This is a genomic window from Uruburuella suis, from assembly GCF_004341385.1.
GTDB classification, from domain to species: Bacteria; Pseudomonadota; Gammaproteobacteria; order Burkholderiales; family Neisseriaceae; genus Neisseria; species Neisseria suis.
The window spans coordinates 1407-15911 of record NZ_SLXE01000043.1; the positions used below are offsets into that span (position 1 = coordinate 1407).

12 protein-coding genes and 1 pseudogene are annotated in these 14505 nt (G+C 49.1%); 4 read left to right on the forward strand and 9 right to left on the reverse strand.

The features are described from left to right. Positions 1 to 173: 173 nt before the first annotated feature. The 4 genes from EV680_RS11050 to EV680_RS11065 all read right to left on the reverse strand — a co-directional run bounded on the left by EV680_RS11050 (position 174) and on the right by EV680_RS11065 (position 4213). Positions 174 to 800, reverse strand: a complete 627-nt coding sequence (locus EV680_RS11050) for a sigma-E factor negative regulatory protein (RefSeq protein ID WP_132954801.1) — start codon at positions 798 to 800, stop codon at positions 174 to 176. A 3-nt stretch (positions 801 to 803) separates the two neighbouring features. Then, positions 804 to 1403, reverse strand: coding sequence for an RNA polymerase sigma factor RpoE (rpoE, locus tag EV680_RS11055; RefSeq protein WP_132954802.1), 600 nt, complete (start codon positions 1401 to 1403; stop codon positions 804 to 806). A gap of 60 nt (positions 1404 to 1463) precedes the next feature. Next, positions 1464 to 2831, reverse strand: coding sequence for a tRNA lysidine(34) synthetase TilS (tilS, locus tag EV680_RS11060; protein ID WP_132954803.1), 1368 nt, complete (start codon positions 2829 to 2831; stop codon positions 1464 to 1466). 422 nt (positions 2832 to 3253) lie between these two features. Beyond that, the gene (locus EV680_RS11065; protein ID WP_132954804.1) at positions 3254 to 4213 is read right to left on the reverse strand and encodes an acetyl-CoA carboxylase carboxyltransferase subunit alpha; all 960 of its coding nucleotides are present in this window, start codon (positions 4211 to 4213) and stop codon (positions 3254 to 3256) included. A gap of 263 nt (positions 4214 to 4476) precedes the next feature. On the opposite strand from EV680_RS11065, the gene EV680_RS11070 reads away from it, so the two are divergent. The 4 genes from EV680_RS11070 to EV680_RS11085 all read left to right on the forward strand — a co-directional run bounded on the left by EV680_RS11070 (position 4477) and on the right by EV680_RS11085 (position 10741). After that, the gene (locus EV680_RS11070; protein WP_132954805.1) at positions 4477 to 4878 is read left to right on the forward strand and encodes an RNA-binding S4 domain-containing protein; all 402 of its coding nucleotides are present in this window, start codon (positions 4477 to 4479) and stop codon (positions 4876 to 4878) included. A gap of 173 nt (positions 4879 to 5051) precedes the next feature. Further along, a complete protein-coding gene (ypfJ, locus tag EV680_RS11075) occupies positions 5052 to 5888 on the forward strand; it encodes a KPN_02809 family neutral zinc metallopeptidase (protein ID WP_132954806.1) in 837 nt (278 codons plus the stop codon). Positions 5889 to 6588: 700 nt separating this feature from the next. Then, positions 6589 to 8769 carry a TonB-dependent siderophore receptor gene (locus EV680_RS11080; protein ID WP_132954807.1) on the forward strand — a complete coding sequence of 727 codons (2181 nt, stop codon included), beginning with the start codon at positions 6589 to 6591 and terminating at the stop codon, positions 8767 to 8769. 202 nt (positions 8770 to 8971) lie between these two features. Next, positions 8972 to 10741 carry an ABC transporter ATP-binding protein/permease gene (locus tag EV680_RS11085; protein ID WP_132954808.1) on the forward strand — a complete coding sequence of 590 codons (1770 nt, stop codon included), beginning with the start codon at positions 8972 to 8974 and terminating at the stop codon, positions 10739 to 10741. A 438-nt stretch (positions 10742 to 11179) separates the two neighbouring features. Here the strand turns inward: EV680_RS11085 and EV680_RS12225 are convergent. From EV680_RS12225 to EV680_RS11110, 5 genes and pseudogenes are all read right to left on the reverse strand, one after another. Beyond that, positions 11180 to 11302: pseudogene (locus tag EV680_RS12225) on the reverse strand (ATP-binding cassette domain-containing protein); the annotation flags it as partial. A gap of 356 nt (positions 11303 to 11658) precedes the next feature. Further along, positions 11659 to 11847 carry a hypothetical protein gene (locus tag EV680_RS11095; RefSeq protein ID WP_132954810.1) on the reverse strand — a complete coding sequence of 63 codons (189 nt, stop codon included), beginning with the start codon at positions 11845 to 11847 and terminating at the stop codon, positions 11659 to 11661. A 660-nt stretch (positions 11848 to 12507) separates the two neighbouring features. Beyond that, the gene (locus EV680_RS11100; RefSeq protein WP_132954811.1) at positions 12508 to 12816 is read right to left on the reverse strand and encodes a hypothetical protein; all 309 of its coding nucleotides are present in this window, start codon (positions 12814 to 12816) and stop codon (positions 12508 to 12510) included. A gap of 12 nt (positions 12817 to 12828) precedes the next feature. Further along, on the reverse strand, positions 12829 to 13047 hold the full coding sequence (locus EV680_RS11105) for a hypothetical protein (protein ID WP_132954812.1): 219 nt from the start codon (positions 13045 to 13047) through the stop codon (positions 12829 to 12831). A 393-nt stretch (positions 13048 to 13440) separates the two neighbouring features. Beyond that, the gene (locus EV680_RS11110; protein ID WP_165870944.1) at positions 13441 to 14397 is read right to left on the reverse strand and encodes a JmjC domain-containing protein; all 957 of its coding nucleotides are present in this window, start codon (positions 14395 to 14397) and stop codon (positions 13441 to 13443) included. Positions 14398 to 14505: the final 108 nt, after the last annotated feature.

Below are 14505 nucleotides of genomic sequence, written 5' to 3' on the forward strand. Positions count from 1 at the left end.
CTTGTTTCAGACGGCCATAAATGTTTCAGACGGCCATAAATGTTTCAGACGGCCATAAATGTTTCAGACGGCCATAAATGTTTCAGACGGCCATAAATGTTTCAGACGGCCATAAAAAATTTCCGCCCCTTGGGCGGAAATTTTTTATGGCGCAAAGCTCAACAACGCAATATTTATTGCACCACTTGCGCAGCGCTGGCTGCACCGGGTTGTGCGGCAGCGGCAGCGGCAGGTTTTTCAACTTGAATTGCCGGCTTCATCTGCGCTTCCGGCTGATTGGCTGCGGCCGCATTGGGCATCACCACGCCTTTATCGGCCGACACAGCGGGCGGTGCGGCATGGCCTTGGGCATTGCCGCCCACCGGCATCACGGCACTATCGGCTTTGGCCGGTTGCTGCACTTGCTCGACCGCCACCACCGCATCGGCATTGCCGCCTTGCGGCAACAGCTGCCAAGCGGCCACCGCCACCGCCAGCACGCTGGCGGCTACGGCAAAGCCGCGGAATGCGCGGTTTGAGGCATGCTCGGCGCGCATAGGTTTGGCTGTGCGGCGACTTTTATTTTCCGCAGCCACATCCGCCAAAGAGGCGGTGAAAGCTTCTTTGGAAACCGGCTTGATGTCTTTGCCCACCACCGGTTTGGCGTGTTGCAAATAATCGCGGATTAAATGATATTCGTACCATTTTTGTTGAGCATCTGCATCTTCCAGCAAGCGGGCGAGCGCCTCTTCAGAGAGGTCGTCATCCATCGCCGCAGACACATACTCAAAATCTTGGTCTTGATTTTTATCTGTTGACATTCCTTACCACCTTTGGTCTTCGGATGTGTCCAGCAAGGGACGCAAATCTTTTGCAATCACTTCGCGCGCCCTGAAAATGCGGGAGCGCACCGTGCCGATCGGACAATCCATAATCTGAGCAATTTCTTCGTAAGACAAGCCTTCCATTTCACGCAAGGTAATTGCTTTGCGCAAATCTTCGGGCAGTTTGGCCACGGCAGCCTCCACCGTTTGCAAAATCTCCCGATTGAGCATTTCTGCTTCGGGGGTGTGATTATCGGCAAGCTGGTCGGCCAGATCCAGAATATCCCCTTCTTCGTTGGCAACATCTGCGCTCATAAAAGGACGCTTGCCCGAAGTGGCCAAGAAATTTTTGGCCGTGTTGATACCGATGCGGTAAAGCCAAGTGTAAAACGCGCTTTCGCCGCGAAAATTCGGCAAGGCGCGATAGGCTTTGATCAGCGCTTCCTGCGCCACATCGTTCACTTCATGTTCGTCTTTGATAAAACGGGACAACAGACGTGTCAGGCGCCGCTGGTATTTCGAAACCAGCAATTCAAACGCTTTGTGTTCACCTTTTTGTGCACGTTCTACCAGCGCCTGATCGATTTCACGATCGTTCATGTATAACCTTTAATAACCCTGAGCAGGCAGCATGCATTTTATCAATATGACGCCGCTGCTTTATTTTGGTTCCAGTATAAAGCGATTAATTTTTTCACAAACCGGCAGCTTCCCGCCGGCGACGCCATAATGAACATTTACCCACACATTGGCAATAGCCACGCAGCGGTTTTCACCATCGGTTACAATCGGCCAATAAGGCCGCACAAACGGCAACACGCCGCATTCTTGTAAAATTTTGCGAACACTTTTCCGACCAACGGTCAAATTAATCACCTCATCGGTAGTAGCCGGGCGCACTGTGCCAAATTGTGCCAACACTTCTTCACTCAACCCAAACGAATGCGTGCTCAAGGTAAAGCCGTTATTCGTTAAGATATTGTTCAGACGGCCTGACAAAGGGCGCCCGGGCTTGAGCCAGGCGCAATCTTGCTGCCAATCATCTTGAAAGGCAAACAGCCGATTGCGGTAAGCCAGCGCGCGCCCGTGCGGCAAACGCCACTCTGCAGAGGCCGTCTGAATCTTTTCCAACACCTGCTCAAAATCCGCCACCGCAGCATATCGGGGCGTGCCCAGCGAATGCAGCCGGGCAAACCGCAACAATTGTTGGCGGCGGCGCAATGTGCTCAATTGCCGCCAACTTGCCAAATCGAAATCACCGCCCTGATGAATTTCAGCCCAATCCGCCGCTACAACTTCATTTAGCAAAGCCTGCTCTTCTTGCAGCAGCGCCACGCTGCTGATCAGATGCCGGTCGAGCTGCGGCAGCCGCTGCCGCCATGCAGGCAAGGCTTGCTGCCGCAGCCAGTTGCGTAGCAATGCCGTGTCGGCATTGCTTGAGTCTTCAACATAAGCCAGCGCATTTGCCTGGGCATAATCCGCCAATTGCGCCCGCGTATGCGCCAGCAGCGGCCGCCAGATTTGCGTGTGCGCATCGAGCGGCCGCCACATCGGCATGGCCGATAGCGCACGCAAACCGCCGCCGCGCAAAGCAGCCAGCATAAAAGTTTCCACTTGGTCGTCTTGATGATGCGCCAGCGCCAACACATTTGCGCCGCCACGGGCAAACGCCGCATAGCGCTCGCGCCGCGCTGCCGCTTCCATCCCCAAGCCAGCGGCTTCTATATGAACGTGTTCAAGCCGCAGTGGCACATCCAGCGAGCGGCATAAATTCACACAAAATGCCGCCCATTCATCCGCCGCCGCATTCAAACCATGATGCACATGCACCGCCCGCAACAAAAAGCCGAAGCGCGGCCGCAAACCTGCCAACACATGCAGCAACACCACCGAATCGAGGCCGCCGCTCAGCCCGACCTCGATGACGCAACCGGCACCGATTTGTGGCGGCCACACATCAGCCAAATGGCCGGCCAAGTTATGTACAGAGCCTGGCGCTTGGGATGGAATCGGTTGGGAAACAGTCATTTTTTCAGACGGCCTTGAGTTGTTTGATAGGGAAGATAAGCAGAATTTTGCTTGGGCAGGTTTGCGCAACGCATATTCTATAATATAGAAAGCCAAAAGATAAAAGTCCGGCTTGCCTTGCTTGCAAAACCCATAGTCCGGCTGCTTGATTTAGGTTCAATAAATTGATTTTCAATCATATATTGCAATATAACAGCTTCGTGCTTTGCAGAGCGATGAAACTTTTTGCCACATCCGAAGCTGCACATTTCACCGCCGCCTATCATACCAATTCAAAAAAGTAAGCTAACAAGGCGGCGAGCCGCAGACAGTACAGATAGTACGGCAAGGCGAGACAACGAAGTTAGGTTATTTTTTTGGATTGGTATCAGACACGCAAATAAAAAAGCAGGCCTTTCAGCCTGCTTTTCGCGATGAGCGCATTATTTTTCAACAAACTGGCCATAAGCCATAATGCGGTCGAAGCGGCGGGTGAGCAAATCGGCCATCGGCATATCCTGCACGGTGCGCAACTGCTCGGTGAGCACTTCTTTCACACGGCGGGTGATTTCGGCATGGTCGCGGTGCGCGCCGCCCAGCGGCTCTTCGATAATGCGGTCGATCAGCTTCAATTCGGCCAAACGCTTGGCGGTGATGCCCAAAGCTTGCGCCGCATCGGGCGCTTTTTCGGCGGTTTTCCACAAAATTGAGGCGCAGCCCTCAGGCGAAATCACCGAATAAGTGGAATATTGCAGCATGTTTACATAATCGCCCACGGCAATTGCCAGCGCGCCGCCGGAGCCGCCCTCGCCGATAATGGTGCACAACACCGGCACACGCAGGCGCGTGAGCTCGTAAAGATTGCGGCCGATGGCCTCAGACTGGCCACGCTCTTCTGCACCGATACCCGGATAAGCACCGGGCGTGTCGACAAAAGTCATAATCGGCAGGCTGAATTTTTCAGCCGTCTGCATCAGGCGCAAGGCCTTGCGGTAGCCTTCGGGGCGCGGCATGCCGAAATTGCGGCGGATTTTTTCTTTGGTGTCGCGCCCTTTTTGATGGCCGATCACCATCACGCTTTGGCCGTTAAACCGTGCCAAACCGCCTACAATGGCATAATCATCGGCAAAATGACGGTCGCCGTGCAGCTCTTCAAAATCGGTGAAAATGGCTTGGATGTAGTCCAATGTGTAGGGGCGCTGAGGGTGACGCGACACTTGCGACACCTGCACAGGCGTGAGCTTGCTGAAAATCGATTTGGTCAAATCGGTGCTTTTCTTTTGCAAACGGGTGATTTCATCCGAAATATCCACGGCGGATTCACCCTGCACAAAGCGCAGCTCGTCAATTTTTTTGGTCAGCTCGGCAATCGGCTGCTCAAAGTCGAGAAAAACAGGTTTCATAGATAAGGGTCTCTTAACACTTAATTGATTGAGCGTTGCGCGTAATCATACGCGAAGATGATGGTTTTGACAGCATTTGTCACAAGGTTTTCCATCGCAGAGCGGGCTTTTCAGACGGCATCGGCCGGCATTTTTCAGCGTTAGCCATCTTGGCAGGCCGTCTGAAAGCCATTTTCACCGGCGCACACAGCCCCTAGTGCATTCATACTAAACATACATAATATGCTAAACTGAATCGAATTCCAATCTTTATCCCGCATTGTATGAAATCTTCCGAAACCGATAGCGCCATGCGGCTCGACAAATGGCTGTGGGCTACCCGTTTTTTCAAAACCCGCGCGCTGGCGCAAAAACACATCGAGCTTGGTCGTGTGCTGGTAAACGGTGCCAAAGTGAAAAATAGCAAAAACATCAGCGCCGGCGACACCCTCGATCTCACCCTCAATTCCCTGCCCTACAAAATCAACGTGCTCGCGCTCAACCACCAGCGCCGCCCCGCGCCCGAAGCCCGCAAGCTTTATGAAGAAGACATGCAAACCGCCCAATTGCGCGAGCAGCAAAAATTGCTTGATCAAGCCAGCCGCATCAGCGCCGCTTATCCCGACGGGCGGCCGACCAAGCGCGACCGCCGCCAGATCGACAAGGTAAAGCGCGGCGACTGGTGATGCGGTTCAATAATCTGATTGCCTTATAAAGCTTGGATAACACCAAGGCCGTCTGAAAAACGCGACACCCGCCCGGGCAAAAAAGCCGCCGCCGCGCAAAACTGCCCGAGCGCGGCAACGGGCTGCCGTATAATAGGCCGACTTTACCTTATTGAAATGCAAAGGACACCGCCATGCGCTGGCAAGGACGCAAACAAAGCTCGAATGTAGAAGACCGCCGCGGCCAAGGCAGCCGAATCGGCGGCAAAAGCACCGGCATCATCGGCATCATTATTTTGCTGGTCGGCGCTTATTACGGTGTGGATTTATCCGGCGTGGTCGGCTCACCCGCCGCCGGCACTCAGGTGACCCAACCATCCACGCTCAACAGCCAGCAAGAAGCCCAGCTCAACGAATTGGCGCGCGTGGTGCTGGCCGACACGGAAACTACCTGGAGCCAATATTTCGCCAACAACAATGCGCGCTACACCCCGCCCACCATGGTGCTCTACACCGCCGGCACCCAAACCGCCTGCGGCACCGGCCAAGCCGCTATGGGGCCTTTTTACTGCCCGCAAGACCGCAAGGTTTATTTGGATTTGTCTTTTTATGAAGACATGCGCAAGCAGCTGGGCGCTTCGGGCGATGCGGCTTTTGCCTATGTGATTGCCCACGAAGTCGGCCACCATGTGCAAAATCTGCTCGGCATTTTGCCGCAAGTCAACCAAGCGCAACAAGGCGCCAGCGCCAAGCAGGCCAATGCGCTTTCGGTGAAACTCGAATTGCAGGCCGATTGCTTTGCCGGCATTTGGGCCAACCACGCTCAAGCGCAAAATCTGTTTGAAGCGGGCGATTTGGAAGAAGCGTTCGGTGCCGCCCAAGCTGTGGGCGACGACCGCCTGCAAAAACGCGCACAAGGCTATGCCGTGCCCGACAGCTTCACCCACGGCTCATCGGCCGAGCGCCTGGCCTGGTTTCAACGCGGCCTGCAAAACGGCGACATCAACCGCTGCAACACTTTTTCATCGTAAACGCTCTTTCATCGTTGCACATCAAACAGGCCGTCTGAAAGCGTTCAGACGGCCTGTTTGATGTGCATAAACATTAAGCATTTTCTACAACATCTCTTTATCTGCCAATTTTCAAAAATAACCTTGCAAAGTCAAAATATATAGTGGAATGCATAAAAAAGTGACACAACGGGCTTGTTGGGTTGAAAACCCAACAAGCCCGTTGGCCGTCTGAAACCTTGGGTTTGACAACCCAATCTATCCGTTATGGTGCGCAGTTTTGTATCACTTTTTCTTGCATTTCACTATAGTGAAATCAAAACAAAACCTACACTGGCCGGCGTAGAGTGTGCGGTTCGGCCACGCAAGCAGAAACCGTTCAAACCGCGTGCGTGACTGCGCCACATACCCTACGCACAGTTTGAGATCTATGTTTTTTGTGCCCGTTTTCTTTGATTTCACTATATTTGCCATTCACCTCATCACCTCTATACGCAGTTATCGCCGCCTGCATCGGCAGCAATACAACAAACATCAATATTGCAACGATAGATTATTGCAACAATAGATTCACTCCTGATTTCAAATGAATTCAATGCATTAAAAGCACGCACTCAAAATTCAGCACGCGTAATATGAAATTTTATAACTTTCTAAATGATAATAATTAAAATTTAATATAAAATATAGATAATCGATATTAATTCAATCAGGATACACCATGGTGCCCCGTTTCACCCCGTTTGCTCTGGCGCTTGCCGGCCTTAGCGCCACTTACGCTTATGCCGACAACACCCACACCAGCGAGTTGGATACAGTAGAAGTGCACGCCAAACGCCTGAATATGGAAACCGGCTACAAAGCCGAACGCAGCAACATCACCGGTGTAAACACATCGATTCTCGACACCCCCTACAGCATCGACGTGGTTACGCAGCAGCAATTGGAAGACAAGCAGCCCTTCACCCTGGAAGAAGCCGTTACCGGCATCAGCGGCCTGCATCAGGGCAACAACTTGGCAGGCACCCTCGATGCCATTGTGAAGCGTGGCTACGGCGGCAACCGCGATCATTCCATTATGCGCAACGGCTTTGAAATGACCCAGGCGCGCAACTACACCGCCACGGCCGAGCGCGTGGAAGTGCTCAAAGGCCCCGCCTCCATGCTCTACGGCATGCAGGATCCCGGCGGCGTTATCAATATCATTTCCAAAAAGCCCAACCACCAAGCTCAGGAAAACAGCATCAGCGCTGCTTACGGCAGCTATGCCAACCGCCAAATCGGCTTCGACAACACAGGCCCTATCGGCAGCAACGGGCTGGCTTACCGTTTTATCGCCGACTACACCGCCAAAAATTCATGGCGCAACTTCGGCAAATACGAGCAAAGCATTATTGCGCCTTCTCTCTCTTGGCAAAACGACAACACCAAAGTGTTGGCCGCCTACGAATATCAAAATTACCGCGTGCCGTTTGACCGCGGCACTTATCTGGATTTGAACGACAACAACAAAGGCTACGCCAGCTATGGCAAGCCGATGGATATTCCCGCCAAACGGCGTTTGGATGAAGATTTCAACGTTTCAAACGGCCATTCCCACTTATTCCAGCTCACCGGCGAGCACAAGCTCAATTCCGACTGGACGCTCAAAGCCGGCTACAGCTACAACATCAACCACTACAGCGACTGGCAGGCGCGCATCATCAGCTATGATGCCGCCACCCGCACCGTTACCCGCCGCGTGGATGGCACGCGCCCTTCCGATTTCTATGCCCACAATCTGCATGCAGAGGCGCTGGGCGTTGTAGAACAAGGTGAAAACATCACCCACAAGCTGCGCTTCGGCGCACAAAGCATGCTGAGCGAATTGTGGCTGGGCGATATGTATCGCAGCCGCAATATCCGCGGTTTCTCAGTCGACAATCCGCAATATGTCGGCTCCGACCTGATTGAAAGCTCGGGCAGCGCAGTGGAGAGCGCCCAAAGCGATCAAATGGAGCGCCTGAAAACATTTGCCCTGATTGCGCAAGACAATATGTATATCGGCGATAAATGGGTACTTTCCGGCGGCCTGCGCGGCCAATATTACCGCAGCATTTCCGGCAAAGGCCGCAACAGCAGCCTGTTTCGCAACTATAGCGAAGGTTTCAAAGTGCTGCCGCAGCTGGGCGCCGTGTATTTACTCACCCCGCGCTGGTCGCTTTATGGCAACTATGCCACCTCGCTCACGCCCAATGTAAGCCGCGGCACCGATTTTCAAGGTAAGGAAATTGCCCCGGAAGAAGGCCGCCAGTTTGAAATCGGCACCAAATACAACGGCGAGCATTTGAGCACCAGCCTGGCCTTGTTTCATATTAAAAAGAAAAACGTGGCCGGCAGCATCACCAACGAAAACGGCGAAAGTGAAACCCGCATCATCGGTAAAAACCGCTCGCAAGGACTCGAAATCGATGTAAACGGCAAGCTTACCGACAAACTCGGCGTGTCGGCCAACTATGCCTACACCGACACCAAAATCCTGCAAGACGACACCCGCCCCGCCACCATCGGCCAGCGCTTCGACAGCGTGCCCAAACACGAAGCCGGCCTCACCCTCACTTACGACTTCGGCCATGCCGCAGGCGGCAGCTGGCGAGGTGGCGCCGGCGCGCACTACATCGGCTCGTGGGGCGTGGGCAACACCAAAGGCGGCTGGTTCACCCTGCCCTCAGCCACCATTTACAACGCCTTTGTTTCCTACGATGCCAAGCTGGGCAAGCACCCGCTCAATCTGCGCATCACCGGCAAAAATCTCGGCAACAAACTTTACTACCTTTCCAGCACCGGCTCCAATTCCACCATGCCCTTCCTTTCCATAGGCGAGCCGCGCACGGTGTTGTTCAGCGCCAAACTGGGTTTTTAAACGCAGAAAGCAGCCTTTTCAGACGGCCTGATCGGTTCTGGCCGTCTGAAACCCAATCCCGCAATCCCGGCCGCACCGAATTGCCAAACAAGCGGCCGCCCTTTTATCTTATTTTCCAAACTGAAAGTAAACCCTTTTCACCCTTATCCACAGGCCGTCTGAAAGCCTTTTCAATCTTTCAGACGGCCTCAAGCATCTCATTATGGAAAAATGGCAAGCCGAGCTCTACGGCACACCTTTATGGCTATTGCAAACTTTTATCGGCGTGGTTATCGTGTGCGCACTGCTGATTTTCGCACTGCGGCGCACTATTTTCGGCCGCCAGTTTTGGCGCGTGCTCCAGCCTTGTTTGAGCCGCGCCAACATCGCCAAAATCGTGATGATGGTGGCGCTTTTATTGCTGCTGCTTCTGCTCGAAGTGCGTTTCAGCGTGCTCAACACTTTTTTCTACAACGGCCTCTACAGCGCCCTGCAAGACAAAAACCTCAACGCTTTCTGGTTTTTCGCCTCGCTCAATGCCCTTTTGCTCGGCGTGCGTATTGTGAACGAAATCATTGATGAGTGGCTGGGGCAGGTGTTGCAAATCCGCTGGCTCGAGCGGCTCAACCACGCGCTCACCGAGCGTTGGCTGGCAAATAAAAACTACTACCGCCTGCAAATGCGCCGCCAGCGCCCCGACAATATCGATCAGCGTATCCAGCAAGATGCGCAAGACTTTATCGCCACCACGGTAGAATTTGTGCGCGGCATGATTAATTCCGTAGTGTCGGCGATTGAATTTTCGATTGTGTTGTGGGGCTTGTCGGGTGTGCTCGCGCTGTTTGGCTTTGAAATTCCGCGCGGCATGGTGTTTTTCGTGTTTATTTTTGTGATTTTGGCCACTTTTGTGGCCATGTGGATAGGCAAGCCGCTGATAAAACTAAACTTCAACAACGAACGCCTCAACGGCAACTACCGCTATTCGCTGATCCGCGTGCGCGATCACGCCGAGAGCATCGCCTTTTACGACGGCGAAAAAGTGGAACGCCAAAACCTGCGCACGCATTTCCGCCGCATCATCGACAACCGCTGGCGCATCGTTTACCGCTCGCTCGGCCTCAACGGTTTCAATTCCGGCATCACTCAAGGCGTGCAGCTTTTGCCGCTGATGTTGCAGGCACCGCGCTTTTTTGCCGGCCAAGTCACCATAGGCGACATGCACCAAACCGTGCAGGCATTCAACCGCCTGCAACGGGCATTATCGTTTTTCCGCAACTTTTACGAGCAATTCACCGCCTATCAAGCAAGGCTCGAGCGCTTGAGCGGCTTTATGGAAAACCTCACCGAATACCCCGCTTTCAAGCAGCCGCAAGTGAGCGAAGTTTCAGACGGCCTTATCCTCAATGATGTGGCGCTCTACCGCAACAACGGCGAAGTGCTGCTCGAACACATCAATATCGATGCGCAGCGCGGCGATGCCCTGCTGATTCAAGGCCCCAGCGGCTGCGGCAAAACCTCGCTTCTGCGCGCGCTGGCCGGCTTATGGCCTTTCGGCAGCAGCGGCTGCATTCAGCGCCCCGCCCACGAACACATCTTATTTGTGCCACAGCGCCCCTATGTACCGCAGGGCAGCCTGCGCGAAGCCGTGTGCTACCCCGATATCAGCAGCCGCCACCCCGATTTGATCGGCGCCCTGCTCGATTGCCGCCTCGGCCATTTAGTCGACAAACTCGATGAGCACGACGATTGGCAGCAACGCCTCTCGCCGGGCGAATTGCAACGCATCGCCTTTGTGCGCATTTTGCTCACCCAAGCGCAAGTGGTGCTGCTCGACGAAGCCACCTCCGCACTTGACGAACCCACCGAAGCGGCGCTTTATCAACTCATCAAAACACGCCTGCCCCAAAGCATTATCGTGAGCATCGGCCACCGCAACACCCTGGCCGCCTTCCACAACCGCAGCCTGCAAGTCAGCCCCGCCGCTTGCGGATAAACGCAGCCATCCGCACAACAAGCCATGCCGTCTGAAAGCGTTCAGACAGCATTTTTCGAGCCGTAGTGCGTAGGTCGGATGCTCGAATCCGACACTTGTTTGCAGAACAAGATTTTCAAAGCGGCGATACGATAAATGTCGGATACAAGTTTCCGACCTACAACGATACAAACCGTAAGACAGGCCGTCTGAAAACTTTCAGACGGCGTTTCACATATTTCTTCACGCTTATACCCATTCGAAAAAATAAGATAACAAGGCGGCGAGCCGAAGACATACAGCTAGGCGAGCCAACGCAGTTAGGTTATTTTTTCGAATGGGTATTATTGACTCGATTGGCGGCCAAATATAGTTAAATGCAAGAAAAAGTGACACGAAACTGCATGCTGCAACAGCATAGATTGAGTTGATAAACCCAGGGTTTCAGACGGCCTTTTTTCAAACAACTGCTGCACCCAGATTAATCACCCTATCAGCCGAGTCGATGGTTTCTTTCCTGTGCGCCACCATGATTTTAGTAATATTTAAAGCTTTTAAATTTTCATTTATCGCTTTTTCATTTTTAAAAACTTTACCTATCAAAATAAGAGAACACAAACTGCCCAAAAAAACAACACTCAAAGTCAATGCCATAAACTTCCTTTATCATTCAAAGCCAAATATCAAAACTAAATATAAATTCAAAAAACTGATATTAAACTAATTAAAATATATTTCTAAATTAAAAAATAAACAATATATTTATATTATCTATAAATTAAATATATTACACCTGTAAATATTAAAGATGCTAAAGCCATTAAACTATATAACAATTTGATATTTATATTATATTTATCCACATATATTTTATCTAAATTAAAAAATTTAGCCACAAAAAAAGAAACCAAAAATCACCTACAAAAATAATTACAAAATTAAATGCCATGACTTCTCCAACCATTTGCAACAAAAATTAATATCAAAAATATTAAAAATGCCTTTGCATAAATATAAAGTTTCTTTTGTGAAAGGCCATTTTTAAGCATTTCATCACACCAAAAATACGCAGTGATAATTGCTGCTGAAATAAAAAAATATTTGCATACATTAAGAATAATATTCACATTTTCCTCTCCTTATTATTCAAACCAATCCACTCCTCAACTCCAAAAACCCTATTTTCTCTAAATAATTTCAATGATATACAACATTTCCAATTGTAAAATCAATGCCCGAATTTTATTCTGTTATGCCGAGTCGCGTTTGAGCAACAGCGTTTTCAAACCGGTTTTTTCCTATTTGGCAAGCAGCCCGAATACTTTGATGTCGTCCTCATCTATGTTAATTTTGGCGCGATTGGCAATGATATAACCCTTTGTCAGCGCTATTCGACAGTTTGAATATTTTCGTGTCCGTAAATTAATTTACATATCAGAAACTCAAAATTTCTAAAATATATAATTCATAATTGAAGGAATCATGTATTTACTTTAGTAAGCCTTAAATAGCCTGTGTTATTAAATCACATCCGGGTTAGTTATCTTTTTTCCAATGTATATAAAAAAGAAACCCTGAAGTAGAAAAGAAAATACTCCATTCCGAATCAGTTAGAGAAAGAAATTTTTCTATACCAAATATTTTAAAGACCAATAGCATAAAAAGCTGGCATAAAAATATGATAATTAAAAATACTTTCCAGTTTTTAATCATATTATCCAAATTAATTTTCATTAATCTTCCAAAAAATTATAAGAATAATCAGATATTAAATTATCTCTACTATTTCAATAACCTGTTCCATCCTGAGCTGTTAGTCCGTGCTCAATTTCAAAAATAGGACGTCCATTATATGGTGGGCTATTTATAGCATCATCAGTAAATTTCGTTACATAAGCCCCTGCCGCCGCCGCTGTTCCATAAGAAACTTGATTATTGCCGCCTATCCTAGCTACAGCAATAGCTGTTACACCGCCCAACAATTTCCCATATGTCATTTCACCACTTCCAATGGCTTCGCCAATAACTTGAGCAATCGTATCCTTCCCCGCCCCTCCACTTACCAACATTAATTGATTTATCTGCAATTCTTTCATTTTTAATTCCTTTCATTTTAGAGATTTTTTCTTTACTATAAAAAATGCATACCCAAACGCAAGAAAATCCAATCCGGTGATAATAGTTGAACGATTAATATCATCCATGCTTTGGGGTAATAAAAACACTGCTATTAATCTGAATAAAAAAGCAAATAAAATGCCGATTACTAAAAAAATCAAAAAATGCTTCATTTTAAATTTCGAGATATTTTTTTCTTGCTCGTTCAAATCTAACTCCTTATAAACCTCCTTCTGACATTTAAAGACTTGATTATTTATGTTTGTCTCCCTCCTATAATTCAATGGCTAAGTTTTAAAAAATTATTAATTTATAAATAACAAAATAACTACTGGGAAATATGAAAATATAAAAACTATTTTATTGAAAAATTTATTATCGATTAGATCTTTCATTATGCATTTATCAATCAATCCAAATATATTGAACACAACAACAATTAATACAAGTATTTTTAAAATTATTATGACAATTTATTTATTCATTTTTGATTATTTATTATCATTTTAAAAAATAAACTATATTTATTAATATATTTTTAAATTCCATATAAATAATAAAATATTAAACTTGAATAATACAAAGTGACTATGTCAAGATTTTTATACATTTAAAATTTCAATCACATCCAACATCCCCAACTGCATCACCAAAGCCTTGATTTTGACTTGCTGTTCGGCATCGCAACCTACGGTCAATAAATCCAATCCCGTTTTATCTCGGCTGCCAAGTGTTTCCAAAACCTTGATGCCTTCTTCATCCACATTGATTTTGGTGCCATTGGCAATCACATAGCCTTTTTCCAAAGTGGAAATATCCACCGCATTCAAGCGCAACAGCGCATCATCCGGCAGGCCGTCTGAATGGGGATTGCCGAAACACTCCATCATAAAAGGCGAATCCACGCGCTGATCGCCCAAAAATGCCTGCATAAAGCTTTCATAAGATTCAGGGCTTGCAATCAGCCCGGCCACCTGCTGCGCCATATCCTGAATATTGCCTTTATCGGCTTCCCAGCCGCGGAAACTTTGGCGCAGGCTGGCGATTTCGGGCACTTTTTTCATCAGCCATTCCATATAGTTGTAGCCGTTGGGTGGGAAGGTGCCGATGGCCAGATGAAAGGTTTCGCAGCCCATCGGCATGGGATTGTGCCACCAGCCGCGCGGGATATAGAGCACATCGCCGGCTTCAAGCACCACTTCCATATCGATAGCTTGCGGCGGCTTGATGTGCGGCATATCTTTGGCCTGCTGCATATAGAGCGGCATATCGAAATTGGGCGCGGAAAGTGTCCAATGTTTTTTTCCCACCAATTGCACCGCAAACACATCACGGGTGTCCCAATGATTGCCATAAGAAGAATCGCTGCCAAAGGCCAGATAGCCGCTCACAATGGTTTGCGCCCGCGCAAATTGCGCCACCTGCTTGGCAAGATTATCGGCAAACGGCTCGTTGTTGATGCGGTTGTAGATAATGGTGGTGCCGTTGCGCAAATAATCGTAAATCGCCGATTTAATAAAGCGATAGCGTGTTTTACCCACATCTTGGTAAGCTTCCACATATTGCTCTTTGGGGCATAAGGGACAAAAAAGGTGCTAAAAATTGCTGAAAGTCTTACGCTATAAGGATTTCAAGGATTCAAAGGTTTTGAATACAAAAAATGCCCT

Excerpts from the sequence above, each read along its gene's own strand:
- tilS (WP_132954803.1), bottom strand. The coding sequence starts at position 2,831 with ATGACTGTTTCCCAACCGATTCCATCCCAAGCGCCAGGCTCTGTACAT.
- EV680_RS11100 (WP_132954811.1), bottom strand. The coding sequence starts at position 12,816 with ATGAAAGAATTGCAGATAAATCAATTAATGTTGGTAAGTGGAGGGGCG.
- EV680_RS11070 (WP_132954805.1), top strand. The coding sequence starts at position 4,477 with ATGAAATCTTCCGAAACCGATAGCGCCATGCGGCTCGACAAATGGCTG.
- EV680_RS11065 (WP_132954804.1), bottom strand. The coding sequence starts at position 4,213 with ATGAAACCTGTTTTTCTCGACTTTGAGCAGCCGATTGCCGAGCTGACC.
- EV680_RS11085 (WP_132954808.1), top strand. The coding sequence starts at position 8,972 with ATGGAAAAATGGCAAGCCGAGCTCTACGGCACACCTTTATGGCTATTG.
- EV680_RS11080 (WP_132954807.1), top strand. The coding sequence starts at position 6,589 with ATGGTGCCCCGTTTCACCCCGTTTGCTCTGGCGCTTGCCGGCCTTAGC.
- EV680_RS11050 (WP_132954801.1), bottom strand. The coding sequence starts at position 800 with ATGTCAACAGATAAAAATCAAGACCAAGATTTTGAGTATGTGTCTGCG.
- rpoE (WP_132954802.1), bottom strand. The coding sequence starts at position 1,403 with ATGAACGATCGTGAAATCGATCAGGCGCTGGTAGAACGTGCACAAAAA.
- ypfJ (WP_132954806.1), top strand. The coding sequence starts at position 5,052 with ATGCGCTGGCAAGGACGCAAACAAAGCTCGAATGTAGAAGACCGCCGC.